This window comes from Rhodococcus sp. 2G, assembly GCF_001886355.1.
GTDB classification, from domain to species: Bacteria; Actinomycetota; Actinomycetes; order Mycobacteriales; family Mycobacteriaceae; genus Rhodococcus; species Rhodococcus pyridinivorans.
Genome location: NZ_CP018063.1, coordinates 3,217,872 through 3,236,648, shown reverse-complemented (window position 1 = coordinate 3,236,648; position 18,777 = coordinate 3,217,872). Strand labels below are relative to the sequence as shown.

General features: G+C 67.8%; 16 protein-coding genes. 9 read left to right on the top strand and 7 right to left on the bottom strand.

Annotation, left to right across the window (positions count from 1 at the left end; genetic code table 11):
* Positions 1–75 precede the first annotated feature (75 nt).
* The 5 genes from htpG to BO226_RS15205 all read left to right on the top strand — a co-directional run bounded on the left by htpG (position 76) and on the right by BO226_RS15205 (position 6,616).
* Complete coding sequence (gene htpG / locus BO226_RS15225) at positions 76–2,001, top strand: molecular chaperone HtpG (RefSeq protein ID WP_006553626.1); 1,926 nt, start codon at positions 76–78, stop codon at positions 1,999–2,001.
* Between the two features lie 44 nt (positions 2,002–2,045).
* The gene (locus tag BO226_RS15220) at positions 2,046–2,822 is read left to right on the top strand and encodes an HAD-IIA family hydrolase (protein WP_071935574.1); all 777 of its coding nucleotides are present in this window, start codon (positions 2,046–2,048) and stop codon (positions 2,820–2,822) included.
* Between the two features lie 141 nt (positions 2,823–2,963).
* Positions 2,964–3,488, top strand: a complete 525-nt coding sequence (locus tag BO226_RS15215; RefSeq protein ID WP_016691625.1) for a DUF6764 family protein — start codon at positions 2,964–2,966, stop codon at positions 3,486–3,488.
* 280 nt (positions 3,489–3,768) lie between these two features.
* Positions 3,769–5,394, top strand: a complete 1,626-nt coding sequence (gene groL / locus BO226_RS15210; protein ID WP_006553623.1) for a chaperonin GroEL — start codon at positions 3,769–3,771, stop codon at positions 5,392–5,394.
* Positions 5,395–5,614: 220 nt separating this feature from the next.
* A complete protein-coding gene (locus BO226_RS15205; RefSeq protein WP_039585464.1) occupies positions 5,615–6,616 on the top strand; it encodes an alpha/beta hydrolase in 1,002 nt (333 codons plus the stop codon).
* Positions 6,617–7,117: 501 nt separating this feature from the next.
* On the opposite strand, the gene BO226_RS15200 is transcribed toward BO226_RS15205, so the two are convergent.
* Entirely contained in the window at positions 7,118–7,321 is a 204-nt protein-coding gene (locus tag BO226_RS15200) for a PspC domain-containing protein (RefSeq protein WP_039585463.1), read from the bottom strand.
* 197 nt (positions 7,322–7,518) lie between these two features.
* On the opposite strand from BO226_RS15200, the gene BO226_RS15195 reads away from it, so the two are divergent.
* A complete protein-coding gene (locus BO226_RS15195) occupies positions 7,519–8,367 on the top strand; it encodes an NADPH-dependent oxidoreductase (RefSeq protein ID WP_071935573.1) in 849 nt (282 codons plus the stop codon).
* 13 nt (positions 8,368–8,380) lie between these two features.
* On the opposite strand, the gene BO226_RS15190 is transcribed toward BO226_RS15195, so the two are convergent.
* Positions 8,381–8,722 carry a hypothetical protein gene (locus BO226_RS15190; RefSeq protein ID WP_024101798.1) on the bottom strand — a complete coding sequence of 114 codons (342 nt, stop codon included), beginning with the start codon at positions 8,720–8,722 and terminating at the stop codon, positions 8,381–8,383.
* Positions 8,723–8,890: 168 nt separating this feature from the next.
* On the opposite strand from BO226_RS15190, the gene BO226_RS15185 reads away from it, so the two are divergent.
* Positions 8,891–9,748 carry an alpha/beta hydrolase family protein gene (locus tag BO226_RS15185; protein ID WP_071935572.1) on the top strand — a complete coding sequence of 286 codons (858 nt, stop codon included), beginning with the start codon at positions 8,891–8,893 and terminating at the stop codon, positions 9,746–9,748.
* Here BO226_RS15185 and BO226_RS15180 read toward each other — a convergent pair.
* The 4 genes from BO226_RS15180 to BO226_RS15165 are packed head-to-tail and all read right to left on the bottom strand — an operon-like array spanning position 9,734 to position 14,251.
* Positions 9,734–11,563, bottom strand: a complete 1,830-nt coding sequence (locus tag BO226_RS15180; RefSeq protein WP_071935571.1) for a sugar phosphate isomerase/epimerase and 4-hydroxyphenylpyruvate domain-containing protein — start codon at positions 11,561–11,563, stop codon at positions 9,734–9,736. The two genes, BO226_RS15185 and BO226_RS15180, sit on opposite strands and share 15 nt — an antisense overlap.
* Positions 11,563–12,429, bottom strand: coding sequence for a shikimate dehydrogenase (locus BO226_RS15175; protein WP_019291127.1), 867 nt, complete (start codon positions 12,427–12,429; stop codon positions 11,563–11,565). The genes BO226_RS15180 and BO226_RS15175 overlap by 1 nt, the downstream gene beginning before the upstream one ends.
* The gene (aroQ, locus tag BO226_RS15170; RefSeq protein ID WP_024101795.1) at positions 12,426–12,896 is read right to left on the bottom strand and encodes a type II 3-dehydroquinate dehydratase; all 471 of its coding nucleotides are present in this window, start codon (positions 12,894–12,896) and stop codon (positions 12,426–12,428) included. Before aroQ ends, BO226_RS15175 begins: the two co-directional genes overlap by 4 nt.
* Positions 12,893–14,251: an MFS transporter gene (locus BO226_RS15165; RefSeq protein WP_064852224.1), complete on the bottom strand. Its 1,359-nt coding sequence runs from the start codon at positions 14,249–14,251 to the stop codon at positions 12,893–12,895. Before BO226_RS15165 ends, aroQ begins: the two co-directional genes overlap by 4 nt.
* Before the next feature lie 103 nt (positions 14,252–14,354).
* Between BO226_RS15165 and BO226_RS15160 the strand changes: the two genes are divergently transcribed.
* On the top strand, positions 14,355–15,359 hold the full coding sequence (locus tag BO226_RS15160; RefSeq protein ID WP_019291129.1) for a LacI family DNA-binding transcriptional regulator: 1,005 nt from the start codon (positions 14,355–14,357) through the stop codon (positions 15,357–15,359).
* 52 nt (positions 15,360–15,411) lie between these two features.
* Here the strand turns inward: BO226_RS15160 and BO226_RS15155 are convergent, their stop codons facing one another.
* Entirely contained in the window at positions 15,412–17,430 is a 2,019-nt protein-coding gene (locus BO226_RS15155) for a prolyl oligopeptidase family serine peptidase (RefSeq protein WP_019291130.1), read from the bottom strand.
* Here BO226_RS15155 and BO226_RS15150 point away from each other — a divergent pair.
* Positions 17,429–18,763 (top strand): wax ester/triacylglycerol synthase domain-containing protein, encoded by a 1,335-nt coding sequence (locus BO226_RS15150; protein WP_083543741.1) that lies wholly within the window; start codon positions 17,429–17,431, stop codon positions 18,761–18,763. The two genes, BO226_RS15155 and BO226_RS15150, sit on opposite strands and share 2 nt — an antisense overlap.
* Positions 18,764–18,777: the final 14 nt, after the last annotated feature.

Genomic DNA, 18,777 nt, shown 5'->3' with positions numbered 1-18,777 from the left:
GAAGCGCGAACGGGCCGGACTCGCGGACGGCTTACTATTTCCGGGGAAGTTCTGCTTGTGGAAAGGGAACCCGGAATGAGTACGAACGTCGAACAGCGTGAATTCCAGGCCGAGACGCGGCAGTTGCTGGATCTGATGATCCACTCGATCTACTCGAACAAGGACACCTTCCTGCGCGAGTTGATCTCCAACGCGTCGGACGCCCTGGACAAGCTCCGGCTGGAGTCTTTCCGAAACAAGGATCTCGACGTCGACACCTCCGACCTGCACGTCGAGCTCGAGGTGGACAAGGATGCGCGCACCCTGACCGTGCGCGACAACGGCATCGGCATGAACCGCGACGAGGTCGTCGATCTCATCGGCACCCTCGCGAAGTCCGGCACGGGCGAACTCCGGCAGAAGCTGCGCGAGGCCAAGGACGCCGCCGCTTCCGAGGAGTTGATCGGCCAGTTCGGTATCGGCTTCTACTCGTCGTTCATGGTCGCCGACAAGGTCACGCTCGTCACCCGCAAGGCCGGGGAGAAGACCGGTACGCGCTGGGAGTCCAGCGGCGAATCCACCTACACGATCGCCGAGGTCGACGACGCGCCCCAGGGCACCTCGGTGGTCCTGCATCTCAAGCCCGAGGATGCCGAGGACCACCTGTTCGACTACACCTCGCAGTGGAAGCTCGAGGAGATCGTCAAGAAGTACTCGGATTTCATCGCGTGGCCGATCCGCATGGAGGTCTCGCGCACCACGAAGTCGGAGGACGGCACCGACGAGGTGACCTTCGAGACCAAGACCCTCAACTCGCAGAAGGCGTTGTGGGCGCGCTCGAAGGACGAGGTCTCCGAGGAGGAGTACACGGACTTCTACAAGCACATCGCCCATGCCTGGGACGAGCCGCTCGAGGTCATCCCGCTCAAGGCCGAGGGCACCTTCGAGTACCAGGCGCTGCTGTTCATCCCGGAGCACGCGCCCTTCGACCTGTTCGCCCGCGAACGGCGCACCGGCGTGCAGCTGTACGTCAAGCGCGTGTTCATCATGGACGACTGCGAGGATCTCGTCCCCGAGTACCTGCGTTTCGTCAAGGGTGTGGTCGACGCGCAGGACCTGTCGCTCAACGTCTCTCGTGAGATCCTGCAGCAGGACCGGCAGATCCGGGCCATCCGCCGCCGCCTGACGAAGAAGGTCCTCGCGACCGTCAAGGACATGGCCGCGAAGGAACCCGAGAAGTACACGAAGTTCTGGCGCGAGTTCGGCCGGGTCGTCAAGGAAGGTTTGATCTCCGACACCGACAACCGCGACACGCTGCTGGCGATCTCGTCGTTCGACTCGACGGCGAGCGAGGAGGAGCAGACCACGCTCGCCGGCTACGTCGAGCGCATGAAGGACGGCCAGGACGCGATCTACTACCTCACCGGCGAGTCGCGGCAGCTGCTCGAGAGCTCCCCGCACATGGAGGCGTTCCGCGACAAGGGCATCGAGGTGCTGCTCCTGACCGACCCCGTCGACGAGATGTGGGTGACCTCCGTTCCGGAATTCGAGGGCAAGCGCTTCCAGTCGATCGCCAAGGGCGACGTCGACCTCGGTACCGAGGACGAGAAGAAGGCCGCCGAAGCCGAACGCGAGGAGAAGGAGAAGGAGTTCGGCGACCTGCTGTCGTGGATGAAGGAGACCCTCGAGGAGCAGGTCAAGGACGTGCGGCTCTCGTCGCGCCTGACGTCCTCCCCGGCGTGCATCGTCGGCGACACCTTCAGCATGTCGCCCGCCCTCGAGCGGATGTACAAGGCGTCCGGTCAGCCGGTGCCGCGGGTCAAGCGGATCCTGGAACTCAACCCCGATCACCCGCTCGTGTCGGGTCTGCGCACGGCCCGGGAACAGCGTCCGGACGACGCCTCGCTCGCCGACGTCGCCGAGCTGCTCCACGGCATGGCGCTGATCGCCGAGGGTGGCGAGGTGGAGGATCCGGCGCGGTTCACCCGCCTGCTCGCCGAGCGTCTCGCCGGAAGCGTGTGAGCCGAGCCTGTCGCCGTAGGCACGCACGCGGATAGGCTCGATGCATGACGCGTGTAGACGGGGTGTTGTTCGATATCGAGGGCGTGCTCGTCACCGAGTGGCAGCCCGTCCCGGGCGCGGCGGATGTCCTGGCACGACTGCGTGCCGACGGCGTCCGCCGCGCCTTCCTCACCAACACCACCTCCCGGACGTGCGCCGAGATCGCGCAGCGGCTCACCGATCTCGGGATGGAGGTGTCGCCGGACGAGATCGTCACCGCGGTGTCCCTCACCGTCGACCACGTCCGGCAGACCTATCCGGGTCTGCGCTGCTGGGTCCTCAACGAGGGCGACATCGCCGCGGATCTCGACGGTCTCGTGCTGGACGAGGACGATCCGGAAGTGGTGATCCTCGGTGGCGCGGGAGATGCCTTCACGCACCGGGCGATGAGTCGCGTCGCCGAACTGATGCTCGAGGACGTTCCGGTGGTCGCGATGCACCGGGCGCTCGCGTGGCAGGCCGCCGACGAGTTGCGCATCGACACCGGGGTCTACCTGGCCGGACTCGAGGAGCTCACCGGCCGGTCGGTAGTGGCGGTGGGCAAGCCGTCGCTGCGCGGCTTCCTCGTCGCGTCGGAGCGGATGGGTGTCGAACCGGATCGGATGGTGGTCGTCGGCGACGACATCGCGGGCGAGGTCGTCCCGGGGCAACGCCTCGGTATGACGGGAATCCTGGTGCGTACCGGAAAGTTTCGGCAATCCGTCCTGGACCTGGCGGTCGATCGTCCCGACCACGTCATCGACTCCGTCGCCGCTCTCCCGGGGCTCCTCGAGAGTCTGTGACAGGCGGTCTCGCGTGAGACGCATGTGATCGGTACCCTACCGCCGGGGCGCCGGCCCCCCGTTCGCGCGGGGCGCTCGTTCCCCAGTTCGCGCAGACGCAGCCTTTCGCGAAGAGGCACTCCAGTGCAGAGGAGCCCGTTCTTGTCCATTCGTTCCTTCCGATCCGTTCTCACCGCGCGCCGTTCGTTCCGGGCCGGTGTACTCGTCGCCGTCGGTGTGGCCTCGGCTGCGCTGTTCGGTGGGGGTACCGCCGCAGCGGCGCCGGTGACCTGTGTGTCGCCTCCTTCTGCCAACGACATCCTGGTGTCCGATACCGCCAGCTGCGGCGCCACCGCCGAGGACGCCTTCGCTCGCGCGTATGCCGCCGACAGCGGCACCGCGGTGTCGGTCGCCGAGTCGGCCGGTGCCGCCGAAGCCCACGCGACGGGCTTCGGCACGGCGCTCAGTGCAGCCCGTGACGGCGGCCGGTCGTTCGCCTACGCGCTCGGCGGCGGACTGAGCCACTCGTGGGCTCAGGGTCCGGCGACGACCCTGTCGGTGGCCGGCTACGGGTCGGGCGCCACGGCCGACACCACCGGCGTCACGTGCGTCGGAGCCCAGTCGTTCGCGGTCAACACCGCGACGGGACAGTGGTGCGCCGTGGGGGTCGGTTCGACGCCGCGCTGAGCGAGCGCGGCACCGATGATCCGGACGACCGTGTAGTCGGTCTTTCGCGGATTTCGTGACGGGGGTGGCAGGTGCCGGTAGTCTTGCACTCGCCACCCCCGAGTGCTAAAAATGCACTTAGCACTCGCAACACGTGAGTGCCAGGTCGGTAGGGTGAGACCGGGTTTTCGACACCCCTGGTCGTCCGTCGCGGGCACTGCTTCCGGCCGAAGGCGTACATGGAGCGATCCGACGAGCGATCGCTCCGGTGTCACCCCCATACCCGGAGGATCACTTCGCAATGGCCAAGATCATCGCGTTCGACGAAGAGGCCCGTCGCGGCCTCGAGCGGGGCCTCAACAGCCTCGCCGACGCAGTCAAGGTGACGTTGGGCCCCAAGGGTCGCAACGTCGTTCTCGAGAAGAAGTGGGGCGCCCCCACGATCACCAACGATGGTGTGTCCATCGCCAAGGAGATCGAGCTCGAGGATCCGTACGAGAAGATCGGCGCCGAGCTGGTCAAGGAAGTTGCCAAGAAGACCGACGACGTCGCGGGTGACGGCACCACCACCGCTACCGTGCTCGCCCAGGCGCTCGTCCGCGAGGGTCTGCGCAACGTTGCTGCGGGCGCCAACCCCCTCGGCCTGAAGCGCGGCATCGAGAAGGCCGTCGAGGCCGTCACCGCCAAGCTGCTCGACACCGCCAAGGAGGTCGAGACCAAGGAGCAGATCGCCGCCACCGCAGGCATCTCCGCCGGCGACCCCGCGATCGGTGAGCTCATCGCCGAGGCCATCGACAAGGTGGGCAAGGAAGGCGTCATCACCGTCGAGGAGTCCAACACCTTCGGCCTCCAGCTCGAGCTGACCGAGGGCATGCGCTTCGACAAGGGCTACATCTCCCTCTACTTCGCCACCGACGCAGAGCGTCAGGAGGCCGTGCTCGAGGATCCCTACATCCTGCTCGTCAGCTCCAAGATCTCCACGGTCAAGGACCTGCTGCCGCTGCTCGAGAAGGTCATCCAGTCGGGCAAGCCGCTGCTGATCATCGCCGAGGACGTCGAGGGCGAGGCTCTGTCCACCCTGGTCCTCAACAAGATCCGCGGCACCTTCAAGTCGGTCGCCGTCAAGGCTCCGGGCTTCGGTGACCGTCGCAAGGCCCAGCTCGCCGACATCGCCATCCTCACCGGTGGCGAGGTCGTCAGCGAAGAGGTCGGCCTCTCCCTCGAGACCGCCGGCATCGAGGTGCTCGGCCAGGCCCGCAAGGTCGTCGTCACCAAGGACGAGACCACCATCGTCGAGGGCGCGGGCGATCCCGACGCCATCGCCGGTCGCGTCAACCAGATCCGCGCCGAGATCGAGGCGTCGGATTCGGACTACGACCGTGAGAAGCTGCAGGAGCGCCTCGCGAAGCTGGCCGGCGGCGTCGCCGTCATCAAAGCCGGTGCCGCGACCGAGGTCGAGCTCAAGGAGCGCAAGCACCGCATCGAGGACGCCGTCCGCAACGCGAAGGCTGCCGTCGAAGAGGGCATCGTCGCCGGTGGTGGCGTGGCCCTGCTGCAGGCCGCTCCGGTTCTCGACGACCTCAAGCTTGAGGGCGACGAGGCTACGGGTGCCAACATCGTCAAGGTCGCTCTTGAGGCGCCGCTGAAGCAGATCGCCTTCAACGCCGGCCTCGAGCCCGGCGTCGTCGCCGAGAAGGTCCGCAACCTCGAGGCCGGCCACGGCCTCAACGCTGCGACCGGCGACTACGAGGACCTGCTCGAAGCGGGCATCAACGACCCGGTCAAGGTCACCCGCTCGGCGCTGCAGAACGCTGCGTCGATCGCGGCTCTGTTCCTGACGACCGAGGCCGTCGTCGCCGACAAGCCGGAGAAGGCCGCCGCTCCCGTGGGCGACCCGACCGGCGGCATGGGCGGCATGGACTTCTGATCCGCCCCTGAGCCACACGAGGCCCGATCCCACTCCGGTGGGGTCGGGCCTCGTTCTCGTGCCTCGAACGGACAGGACTATCGCGGGTGTTGTCACGGCCGGTATCGACCGGTTTGCGTGGCTTGCGTGCATACAGAGTGTATCGGTACGTTGTTCCTGGTGCAGGTGGGTTCGCCATTCGGTGGTCCACCGCGGGTGACATGGTTCGGAAGGTATTTCAGTGGGTTTGGAGTGGTTTCCACGAGTGCTCGGCGCGGTAGCCGTAGGAACGCTCGTTGCCGTAGCCGCGCCGGCACCCGGCTCAGCCGAGCCGGTCTCGGCTCTGTCGTCGATCGAAGCAGGAACCGATCGGAACTCGATCGTCCGTGTCTATTCGGCTTCGATGGACCGAATCGTCTCGGTGAGGGTCCGTACTGCTGCCGACGACTCGGAGCCACGCCCGACGCTGTACCTGCTCAACGGATCGACCGGAGGGGAAGAGGGCGCCGCGACCTGGCATTCGGAGACCGACGTCGACGACTTCTTCGATGACAAGAACATCAACCTGGTCACGCCGCTGGACGGCGCGTTCAGCTACTACACCGATTGGTTGCACGACGATCCGGTGCTCGGACGCAACAAGTGGACCACCTTCCTCACCCGCGAACTGCCCCCCATCATCGACGAGACCTTTGGTACCAGCGGCGTGAATGCGATCGCGGGACTCTCGATGGGTGGCACATCCGTTCTGAGCCTGGCCGTTGCCGAACCGAAGTTGTACCGAGCGGTGGCCGCCTACAGTGGTTGTGCCGAAACAAGTACGAATCTGGGTCGCTTTTACGTACGTACGGTGGTGGAAGCCAAGGGCGGTGCGGACGTCGAAAACATGTGGGGATCCTCCAGCAACCCGGCCTGGAGTATGAACGACGCTTACGTGCACGCCGAGCGTCTACGTGGCATCGCATTGTACATATCGTCTGCTACGGGATTACCCGGTAAATACGACAACCTCGAATCACCGACGGTTGACGGCGACCCCGAAGCACTGATGAATCAGGTGGTCGTCGGAGGCGTCATCGAAGCAGCCGTGCATCAGTGCACTCTGCGATTGGCGAAAAGGCTCGAAGAACTCGATATTCCTGCCCATATCGAGTCTCGTCCGACCGGCACGCACTCCTGGGGTTATTGGCAGGAGGATCTACATAATTCATGGCCCATGATTGCCGAGGCCGTCGGATTGTAATTCGTAACCTGCAATTCGGACAGAGTTCGGCCGCAGCGCGGTACGCTGCGGCCGAACTCGACAGCAATTCGATGGGGAAACCCTCCGATTCCCCTATCGAAGGAGCATTACACTCCGGCGCCGCCCACGGAACCGCCGACCTCGACGCTTCCGGTTCCGAGGATTCCGAGAACGTCACGGATGCCCTCGAAGCCGACCTGTACGAGCTGAAGCAGAAGATCCAGCATGTTGTCTCCCTTCGGTTCTTCGGCAGCGCTGCCGCCACTCTTTTCCCTTTGCGCCCCAACATCAGGCGCAATACGAGTGTTACACAGTCATGGCGAACTCGCACGACGAGATAACGAAATCCGCTCTATTCGCACTCGTTCGACGGCTGGAATCGTATATGTGTAACGGAAGTATCAGGAGCATTGACGCCGTCGAAGCGCGCGGTTCGTATTGGGGGTCATTCCCCTACCATTTGCGCGCTCCGGTCGCGTGGAATTCGAAAGAATCCGAATCTCACGCGTCGGGGATCAGCATCCACAGGGCGAGGTAGAGCAACACGGCGGTGCCGCCCGTGACGAAGGCTGCGAGGACTGCGCCTGCACGCACGAGGTTGAGGTCGACGTTGAAGTACTCGGCCAGTCCGGCGCACACACCACCGAGCATGCGCTGGGACGAGGAGCGGGTGAAGGGACGGGGAGCCTGGTTCTCGAAGTTCATGTATTCATCCTGTCGCCGTAACGGTCTCGGCACATCCGGGAACGGCCCGGATCTTCACCCTGATCTTCGTCTCGGGGTCGGTCGGACGAGCCGGCCCGAACAACGCAGAAATCACGCTGAGGGCAATGCTCGGCGACCGGGGCGCGAGGAGGCAGACTCGACCGTCGGTACTGCCGATCAGAAGGAGATCTCCCGTCATGACCGACGTCGTCCTGGACGAACAGCTCGCCGCACTGCGCCGCAGGTACGGCACCCGGGCCGCCGAGCAGGTGGCCGGACGCGGTGGCTCCGGCGCGTGGAACGACGTCATCGCTCTCCAGCTGGCGCATCGCTCCGTGCGAAAGTTCCTTCCCGAAGCGGTATCCGAGGACGATCTGCGCGCGATCGTGGCCGCGGCTTCGTCCGCCGCGAGCTCGAGCAACCTGCAGTTGTGGAGCGTCGTGGCCGTCACCGACCGCGACCGGCTCGCCCGGATCGCGACTCTCGCCGGCAACCAGCCGGCGGTGCGTGACGCTCCACTGCTGCTCGTGTGGGTGGCCGACCTCGCCCGGGCGGCGCGGGTCGCCGAGCAGCACGACAAGGATCTCGTCAACGTCGACTACGTGGAGTCCGCGCTGCTCGGGGTGGTCGATGCCGCGCTCGCCGCACAGAATGCGGTGCTCGCCGCGGAATCGCTCGGCCTCGGCACCGTCTACATCGGGGCCATCCGCAACCATCCGCGTGACGTGGCCGCAGAACTGGCTCTGCCCGACCACAGTTTCGCTGTGGTCGGGCTGGTGGTGGGCCGTCCCGATCCCGAGGTGGAGTCGGAGGTCAAGCCGCGGTTGGGTCAGGACGTGGTGCTGCATCGCGAGCAGTACTCGACCGAGGAACGGGATGCCGGCCTCGCCGCCTATGAGGAGGAGATCGCCGGCTTCTACCGCGATCAGGGTCTGGCGGAGAGCTGGGTCGAACGTGTACTCGGGCGCTTCGCGTCGCCCGGCGCGCTCGGGAGCAGGGAACAGATGCGGGAAGCTCTGCGGGAGCGCGGTTTCGGTCTGGACTGACCGCAGGGAGGCGTCAGCGGCACACGACCGTCAGGCCGACCCCGCGCCACACCTGACGTTCGACACGATCGAACTCGTTGTCGTCACTGTCGTATTCGTACTCGACCTCGGTCCGGTATCCCCGGTCGCGCTGAGCGGTCACGGTGCAGTCGCCGCCGGCGGAACCGGACCGGTTGACGATCGAGTACGGCACACCCTCCGCGGCGAGCACGGCGACCGCGGCCTGCTCGCTCAAGCCGACTACGCCGGGCGCGGGTTGTGCTGTGGCAGTTCCTGTTCCGAGCAGTACTGCGGCGGTGCCGAGCGACAGGACGGCGGCGGTCGCGAGGCGGGAGCGGGTGGCAAGAGTACGCATGGGTTCCTCCGAAAGGGTGCTGGACCGGACATTTCGATCGTCCGCCGCGACCCGGCCCGAGCACATCCGGGCACGACCCCCATCCCGACCCTGAATTCCGGACTCGGGGTGGCAGGGACACTGGGGAAACCGGCACCCGCCGCGTCCGGATCGGCCTAGTCTGGGCCGGTGGAGACCGTACCGATCCAGCTTCCCGGGGGCACCACGGCCCCGGTGCGCCTCTTCGCGGGACCCGACCACGAGCACGAGACACGTCGCGACGCCTCCCGCGCCGTCGTGGTGATCGTGCCGGGGCTCGGCATCCCTGCCGGTTACTACGAGCCGTTCGGGCAGGCGATCACCGAGCACGGATTCGACGCGGCGATCTGTGAACTGGCCGGCCAGGGCGACAGCCGTCCGAGGCCCGGACCCGACAGCACCTACGGCTACCACGAGATCGTCGCGACGCACTTCCCCGCTGTCTTCGAGGTGGTGCGGGAGCGCTTCCCCGACTCGACGCCGTACCTTCTCGGCCACTCCATGGGCGGCCAACTCGGGGTGCTCTACGCCGCGCGCATCCGCGGCCGGCTCGGCGGACTGATCCTCGTCGCGTCGGGCACGCCCTACTACCGGCATCACGGGGGCGTCCGCGGCCCGGGACTGTGGCTCGGATCGACGGCGATGTCGCTGACCGCCGCGGTCGCCGGATTCTGGCCCGGCGACCGGATCGACGTCGCCGGGTTCGGCCGGCAGTCGCGCGTGCTGATCTCCGACTGGGCGCGACTGGCCCGCACCGGCCGGTTCGAACCGGCCGGTGCGGACATCGACTACGAGGAACGGGTCGGGCGTCTCACGCTGCCCGTCCTGTCGATCACGATCGAAGACGACGACCTCACCCCGGTCGCGTCGGCGCAGCACCTGCTCGAGAAGCTGCCCTCCACCGAGATCACCCGATGGCACAATCCGCGGGCACTGGGCCACAACGGCTGGATCCGCGACAACGACGACACCGTCGCGACGATCGTGGCGTGGTTACGTGACCGCTGAGCCCGCGCGGGCGGCCGCGGCGAGCCGGACGTGGGCGTTGGGGGAGCCGTATCCGGTGTATCCGCCGCGCCGTTCGAGGAGTTCGACCTGGAAATTGCCCTGCACCGGGAGCGTGTAGGCGTGCAGGAATTCGCCGCCGTCGTCGTTGCGGTCGTAGAGCAGGCCGTTGTCCTGCAGGACGGCGAGCAGGTCGGGGTCGAGCACGAACCGCGCGTCGAGATCCGCGTAGTAGTTCGCGGGCGGCCGGAGGAACTCCACGCCGCGCGCACGTGCGTGGCGTACCGAGTCGACGACGTCGGCCGTGGCGAAGGCCAGCTGGGTCACACCGTGCAGCTGGGGCGCAGCACCGGTCTCGGAGACGTTCAGCGCGACCCGCAGGTCACCCTTCTCCGCGCGCAGTGCGCGGATGCGCAGGCGGCCCTGCGGCTGGATGTACTCCTCGGGGTCTTCCGGCCGCAGTCCGAACAGGGTGCGGAAGAACGACAGCTCCTGGTTCAGGTCGTCCGCCGCGACCGTCACGTCGACATGGTCGAGACCGAGCCATCCCTCGTCGGCCGGGGGAGTGGCTGCCGCGTCGTCGGACACGAAGTCGTTGTGCCAGTCGTCGGTCTGCCCCGGCTCGGCACTGACGAAGACGTGCAGACCGGAGGGCGAGGTGATGCCCGGCAGGCCTGCTTCGCCCTCCCCTCGGGTGCGGTCGACCGCGGGCCACAGCAGGTTCGCGGCGCGTTCGGCCACCGCGGCGACGTCGGGGGCGACGAGACCCAGCGCGGTCGCGGCGGGACCCGGCGCGGGCTCCTCGTTCAGGACGACGTTCGCGCCGCCGTTGCGCCACCACACGACGGGCTTGCTGCGGTGCCGGCCGGCGACATGGAATCCGAGTCCGGTGAGCAGCGCCGGGTAGTCGGTGCGGTCGGGGTCGGCGAGTTCGACGAACGCCGCGTCGGTGTGCGCCGGAAGCGGCGGTGCGACCGTCACCTTCTCGCGTGCGGGCCCGGTGACCCGCGCACCGAGCCGGTCCTCGAGGAACAGCAGCGACCGCATCGCGTCGCGCGCGGTCACATGCGGATCCGCTTCGCGCACCACGTCGCTGAAGACCTCGAGCGAGAGCGGACCGTCGTAACCGGCGTCGAGCACGGCCGCGACCACCCCTGAGACGTCGAGCATGCCCTGCCCCGGGAAGCACCGGAAGTGGCGGCTCCATTCGAGGACGTTCATGTCGAGCACCGGGGCGTCGGCGACCTGCAGGAAGCCGATGCGTTCGCCGGGGATGCCGGCCAGGGCGCGTCCGTCGTCGCCGCGTGCGAGCATGTGGAAGGTGTCCACGGCCAGCGTCACGGCCGGGTGGTCGGCGCGTTCGACGAGATTCCACGCCTGCCCGACCCGGTTGACGTGACGCCCCCAGGCGAGGGCCTCGTAGGCGAAGGTGACCCCGTGCGAGGCGGCGAGATCGCCGACGGCGCGCAGCTGTTCGGCGGACAGTTCCGGATCGTCGATCGCGGTCGACAGCGCGTTCGAGCACGCCAGGAAGGTCGTCGCGCCGAGCTCGTTCATCACCTCGAGCTTGCGGCGGACGCGGTGCAGGACGTAGGGGAATCGCCGCGGGTCGACGCCCTCGATGTCGCGGATCGGCTGGAACAGGTCGATCGACAGACCGAGATCGGCGCAGCGCCGCGCTACCTCGGCGGGTGACAGCGGCGACGCGATGAGGTCGTTGTCGAAGATTTCGATCCCGTCGAATCCTGCAGCGGCGATCGCGTCGAGTTTGTCGGCGAGAACACCGGAGAGCGAGACGGTGGCGATTCCGCGGCGCATCAGCTGGTCAGCTCCTCGAAGTGTCGGACCATTCGTTCGGCGTCGGGTTCGACGCCCGTGAAGTACTCGAAGGCACCCACGGCCTGGAAGACGGCCATGCCGCCACCGGGCACCACGCGGCATCCGCGGGAGCGGGCGAGGTGGATCAGTTCGGTCTCGAGCGGGAAGTACACGACGTCGGAGACCCACAGGTCCTCGCGGACGAGCTCGGCGGGGACGGGCAGGCCGGGGTGGCCGGTCATGCCTGTGGGGGTCGCGTTGACCAGACCCTGCGCCGAGGCCAGAGCGCCGGCGAGATCGGTGGTCGCGCGGACCCGGTCGTCGCCGAAGCGTTTGGCCAGGCGGGTCGCGCAGGCCTGCGCCTTCTCGACGTCGACGTCGACGATGGACACGTGCGCGGAGCCCTGTTCGAGCAGCGCGTACCCGACGGCCGAACCGGCACCGCCGGCCCCGACCAGCACGGCGCGGTCGGAGACGGCCTCGGGCAGCCGGCGGCGGAACGCGCGCCCCCAGCCGGACCAGTCGGTATTGCGGCCGAGTGCGCGACCGTCCCGGAACACCACCGTGTTGACCGCGCCGAGATCGTGGGCGTCGTCGGACAACTCGTCGAGCAGGGGGATGACGACCTGCTTGAAGGGGTGCGTGATGTTGAGCCCGTCGAAGCCGAAACGCTGTGCCCAGTCGAGCATCTCGGCCAGGTTCTCGGCGCCGTAGCCGAGGCGCTCGGCGTCGACGAGGCGGTAGGTCAGGTTCAGTCCCGAGGCGAAGCCCTCCCGTTCCTGCATGGCCGGGGTGAGCGAACCGCCGATCCCGGCGCCGAACAGGCCCAGCAGGAAAGACGTACGTGCGGGCGCTGCGGTGGTCATCGGGAGCTTTCCTTCTTCTCGGTATCGAGTGCGAGTGCGGCCAGGTGACGGACGGCGAACTCGTATCCGTCGGGGCCGCATCCGGCGATCACGGCCTTCGCGACGGGAGCGACGAACGAACGGTGCCGGAACTCCTCGCGGGCGTGGACGTTGGTCAAATGCACTTCCACGATCGGTGCCGCGACGGTCACGAGCGCGTCGTGCAGTGCGACCGAGGTGTGCGTGTAGGCCGCGGCGTTGACGACGAAACCGGCTGCCGATTCGCGGAGTTCGTGGACGGCGTCGATGAGTGCGCCCTCGTGGTTGCTCTGCCGGAAGTCGATGTCGAAGCCCAGGTCGTCGGCGGTGCGGCGGCACGACTTCTCGATGTCCGCCAGCGTCGCGGTGCCGTAGAGATGAGGTTCGCGCGTGCCGAGCAGGTTGAGATTGGGCCCGTTGAGAACGGCGATCGTCGGACGAGCACTCACGATGCCGCTCCGGCGGGGACCGGCGCGGTGTTCCGATCGTGGGGGAGCAGGCCGATCTCACGGGTGGGGATCTTGTGGGTTCCGGACGGTCCGGTGGCCACCGCGATCAGCGAGATGGCGACGGCGCCGACGCAGAACAGGGCCACGCGGTACCAGTTGTCGGCGTTGCCGTCCATGAGCGAGCCGGCAATGGCCGGGGTGAAACCGGCGAGCGCGAAGCCGAACTGGGTGCCGATCGCCATGCCCGACAGGCGGACGCTGGTGGGAAAGTACTCGGCGTAGGTGGCGGGCCACACCGCGTTCGGCATGCTGTAGACCACGCCGGCGAGCAGGATTCCGGTGATGAGCACGAGCGGCACGTCGCCCCGCGAGATCGACCACAGGAAGGCCGTCACCATCACGGCGCTGCCGATCAGGCCGGAGACGAAGACCGGCTTGCGACCGATGCGGTCGGACAGCAGGGCCCACATGGGGATGGTGCCCACGGCGATGATGTTGGCGACGATCGCCAGCCACAGCATCGTGGTGTCGCTGATGCCGATGCCGTACTCGTCGGCTGTGGCGAAGTTGAGGGCGAACACCTGGAAGGCCGTGTTGACCATGGCGATGAAGGCCGCGAAGAAGACGCGCAGGACGCCGGTCCAGTGGTGGCGGAAGAGCACGGCCAGCGGTGCCTTGGGGGCCTCGTCGTGCGCCTTCTCGGCGTGGAACTCGGGGGTCTCGTCGAGGCTGCGCCGGATGAGGAAACCGACCAGTACGATCACGGCGCTGATCCAGAAGGGCACGCGCCAGCCCCACGACTGCAACTGCTCCTCGGACAGCAGCGCGATCACGGGCAGGAACATCAGAGGTGCGAGCACCTGGCCGCCCTGCGTGCCGCTCAGTGTCCAGCTGGTGAAGAAACCGCGTCTGTCGTCGGGGGCGTGTTCGAACGACATCGAGTTCGCGCCGGCCTGCTCACCCGCGGCGGACAGCCCCTGGAGCAGCCGCAGCACGACCAGCAGGATCGGCGCGATCATGCCGACCTGTCCGTAGGTCGGCAGGCAGCCGATGAGGAAGGTCGAGACACCCATCAGTAGCAGCGTGCCGACGAGAATCAGCTTGCGGCCGAAGCGGTCACCGATGTGGCCCATCAGGACGGAGCCGAAGGGGCGTGCGACGTAGGCGACGCCGAAGGTCGCGAGCGACGCGACGGTCGCGACCGCCTGGTTGCCCTCGGGGAAGAAGATCTTCGGGAAGACGAGCGCAGCGGCGGTACCGTAGATCGCCAGGTCGTAGTACTCCAGTGCGCTGCCGCTCCACGCGGCGAGGGCCGCCTTGCGGGGCGTGCGCTGCACCGTGGTGTTTTCAGTCATCGGATGCCTCGGGGGGTGGGTCTTCAGTATCGGATACACGGACGTTATGGGTGTGGCGCAGCCCACGACAATCGTTTGCCATTTTTTTTGCCATACTGTCCGTATGTCGGCCTCTCCGCGTTCACGGAAACGCGCCACCATCACCGATGTGGCCCGCGAGGCAGGGGTCGCGGCGTCGACGGTCTCGCGCACGTTCACCAAGCCCGGTCGCGTCAACGCCGCCACTCGCGACCACATCCTCGAGGTCGCCGACCGGCTCGGCTACGCACCCAACCCCGCGGCCCGCGCCCTCGAATCGGGACGCACCAACACCCTGGCGCTGCTGGTCCCCGACATCACGAACCCCTTCTTCTCGGGCGTGATCAAGGGGGCCGAACGCGCCGCCGTCGCCTCCGGCCGGACCCTCGTCCTCGCCGACACCCAGGAGAGCGCGACCACCGAAGCGCACATCATCCGGCGGCTGGGGCCGGCCGTCGACGGTTTCGTCCTGGCGGCCGCCCGTATGCCGGACGACGAGCTGCGGCGCGTCGCCGAATTCGACGCCGTGACCCTGGTGAACCGGGCGATCCGCGGAATCTCCTGCGTTGTCGCCGATTACGAGACGGGCACGCGGCAGATCGTCGACCACCTCGCGTCGCTCGGGCACCGCTCGTTGCTGTTCCTCGGCGGTCCGCCCGAGTCGTGGTCGGGAGCGCGGCGCTGGGCCGGTCTGCAGGCCGCGGCGCAGGCTCACGGCATCGCGGTGCGTCGCTTCGGCCCCTACTCGCCGACGCTCGGTGGCGGTGCCGCCGCGGCCGACGCCGCCGTGGCGGCCGGTGCCACCGCGGTGGTGTGCCACAACGACATGCTCGCCATCGGGGTGCTGCGCCGGATGCGGGAACGCGGGGTGTCCGTCCCGGAGCACGTGAGCGTGGTCGGATTCGACAACATCTTCGGCTCCGACCTGTGCCGGCCGTCGCTCACCACGCTCGCCGAACGCACCGAGGACGCCGGGGCGCGCGCCATCGAGATGCTCGCCCGGCAGGCCTACGAGCGGGTCGCGGTGGCCGACGAACTCGTGCTCCCGACGCAGCTCGTCGTCCGCGAGTCCACCGGACCGGCGAGATGAGGGAGGTTGTGTGCGTCTTTCTCGACGAGAACGCACACAGCCTCCCCGAAGTTCACCGGTTCGCGAGCTTGTCCGCCAGGAAGGTGAACGTCAGCGCCGACTTGAACGCCGCCTGGGCGTTGTCGGCAGCGCCGCCGTGGCCGCCCTCGATGTTCTCGTAGTACCGGACCTCGTGACCCTGCTCTTCGAGCCGCGCCACCATCTTCCGCGCATGGCCGGGATGCACCCGGTCGTCGCGCGTCGACGTGGTGACGAGGATCGGCGGGTAGTCGGCATCCGGGTCGGTGTTCTGGTACGGCGAGTACTTCGACAGGAACTCCCACTCCGCGGGGTTGTCGGGGTCGCCGTACTCGGCCATCCACGACGCACCGGCGAGCAGCAGGTGGTAGCGCTTCATGTCGAGCAGCGGCACCTGGCACACGATCGCCCCGAACAGTTCGGGACAGCGGGTGAGCATCACGCCCATGAGCAGACCGCCGTTGCTGCCGCCCTGGGTGCCGAGCTGCTCGGCCGTCGTGATCCCGCGCGCGACGAGATCCTTCGCGACCGCGGCGAAGTCCTCGAAGACCTTGTGCCGGTTTTCCTTCAGGGCCTGCGTGTGCCAGCTGGGTCCGTACTCGCCGCCACCGCGGATGTTCGCGATGACGTAGGTGTAGCCCTTCTCGAGCCACGCCCGCCCGACGCCGCCGCTGTAGGCCGGCACCATCGAGTTCTCGAACCCGCCGTACCCGTACAACAGTGTGGGCGACGGGGTTCCGGTGTTGCTGCCGACCACGAAGTAGGGCACCTGCGTGCCGTCGTCGGACGTCGCGAAGAACTGCTCGACCGTGATGCCCTCGGCGTCGAAGAACGACGGGGCCTGCTTGATCGCCTCCACCGGGCCGCCGACCGTCCCCGACAGCAGGGTCGCAGGGATCGTGAAACCGCTGGAGTTGAGGAAGAAGTCGTCGCTGTTGAGCGGATCGACGTCGATGATCGAAGTCGACGTGGCATCGGGGACGTCGGGCAGTTCCTCGTCCGACCAACCGTCCTCACCCGGTGTGAGCACCCGCACGCGGGTCTGCACGTCGCGCAGTGTGACGACGAGCAGGTGATTCTGCGTCCACGCGTACTGCTCGAGCGAGGTGTGCTCGTCCGGGGCGAACAGCACCGTCACCTCACGCGAGCCGGCGAGGAAGGCCGGATAGTTCGCGGCGAGCAGCGTGCCGGCGGGATGGCCGAGCCATTCGGAGCGGGTGCGCACGAGCAGGTGGTCGCGGTACACGCTCACCCGCGCGTCGTCGGGAACATCCAGTTCGACGAGCTCGCCGTCCGCGGTGAGTTCGAAACGCTGCGCCCGGTAGAAGTCGATCGCGCGGTCGACGAAGCTGCGCTCGTATCCGGGCGTGTTGTCGTACCAGGCGGAGACAGCAACATCGGTGCGCTCACCTTCGAAGACCGTCTCGGCCTCATCGATCGGAGTGCCGCGCCGCCAACGCTTCGCGAGTCGCGGATAACCCGAGTCGGTGAGCGACCCGTCGCCGAAATCGCTTCCCACATAGACGGTGTCGGAGTCGATCCACCCGATGTCCGTCTTCGCCTCGGGTAGTTCGAAACTGTCCGGGCCCGAGACGAATCGTCGCTCGACGAGATCGAACTCGCGGATCACACTCGCGTCGGCACCACCGCGCGACAAGCTGATGAGCGCGCGGGTCTGATCGGGCCGCAGCACCTGGGCACCCGACCACACCCAGTTCTCGCCCTCTTCCTCGGCGACGGCGTCGAGGTCGACGAGGACGTCCCATTCGGGTTCGTCGCGCAGGTACTGCTCCATTGTCGTGCGACGCCACAGGCCGCGTACGTGCTCGGCGTCCCGCCAGTAGTTGTAGAGGTACTCGCCCCGCCGACGCGCATAGGGGATGCGGGCGTCGGTGTCGAGGATCTCGCGGATGCGGGATTCGAGGTCGGTGAAGCTCTCGGTGCGGGTGTACTCCTCGACCGTTCGGTCGTTCCGGGCACGCACCCAGTCGAGTTGTTCCTCGCCGGTGACGTCCTCGAGCCATAGGTACGGATCGGTCGTGTCGTCGCTCATGATCCATTCATACCCGCCCCGCACGTGCCTCCGGCGGCAGGCAGACTGTGACCTCGTGCAGATGCATCCGTCGGACGCGCGCCGGGAATGGCTCGGCGACCGCATCCCGGGCGACCTGTTCGCCCTCTACTGTTTCGACGCCCCCGCGACTCCGGTCGCCGACGTGCTCGACGAACTGCGGTCGCGGGCGGCGGTGATGGGGGAGCTGCAGGTACGGATGGTCGAGGTACCCGCGGGTCTCGACTATCCCTACTGGGCAGCGCACACCCAAGCAGAAGACCGGTTCGTCGTCCACGAATCCGGCAGCTACGAACAGATGCTCGTCGCGCTGTCCGGACTCGTCGCGACCCGCGTCGACGTCACCGTCTCGCCGTGGCGACTGCGCGTCTTCCCACATGTCACGGGTGCTCCGCGAGGGAACGGTCCCGCCCTCGTGGTCGTCCTGCAGATGTCGCACGCCTTCGCCGACGGGGTGCGCACCTCCGCGCTCGCCCGCGATCTGCTGGCGGGCACCGCGACACCCACGACACCGCCGCGCGCCCTCTCGCCCGCCGGGATGCTTACGCGTGCCGTCCTGCGGCTGCCGTTCTCGATTCCACGGGTGATCGCCGACGGGCGGCGGTCGGTGGATGCGGCGCGACAGCTCGCCGACCCCTCGGTGCCGCCACCCACCCCGGGGAGGCCGCTGGTCGCTGTGAACACCGCACCCGGGCCGCGGCGGACGGTCCGCACACTCGTGTTCGACTCCGCCGCCCTGCGCAGCGTCGGCACGGTCACCATCGGCGCGCTCACGGCCATCGGCGCTGCCCTGTCGCAGTTCCTCGGCGTCGACGAACTGTCCGCCGAGGTGCCGGTCGCGGTGGCGCCGGGCACGGCCCGCAACAGCTACCGCAACGTCGGCGTCGACCTGCACTGCGCGATCCGCGACCCGCACGCACGTGCCGCGGCGATCGCCGCCGACCTGGCGTTGCAACGGATCCGTGCGCGGCACCCCGCCATGGCGATCCGGGTCCGCACCGACGACCACGTCCCCGCACCGTTGCTGCGGTTCGGTACCGACCGACTCGACCTGTCCGTCGTCCCACCCACCGTCACGGGCAACACCGTCGTGTCGAGCGTCTACCGAGGTCCGGCCGACCTGGAACTCGGTGGCGGGCGGGTGCGGTTCACCTCGGGCTTCCCGGGCCTGTCGCCCGTGCAGGCGCTCACCCACGGCGTGCACGGGATCGGCGACACCGTGACCCTGTCGGTGACGACCTCCCCGGATGTCCTCGACGCGGCAGGTCTCGCTCGGTACGTCTCCCTGCTGCACGAGGCGGTCGCCTCGCTGTAACGTGCCCCGAATCC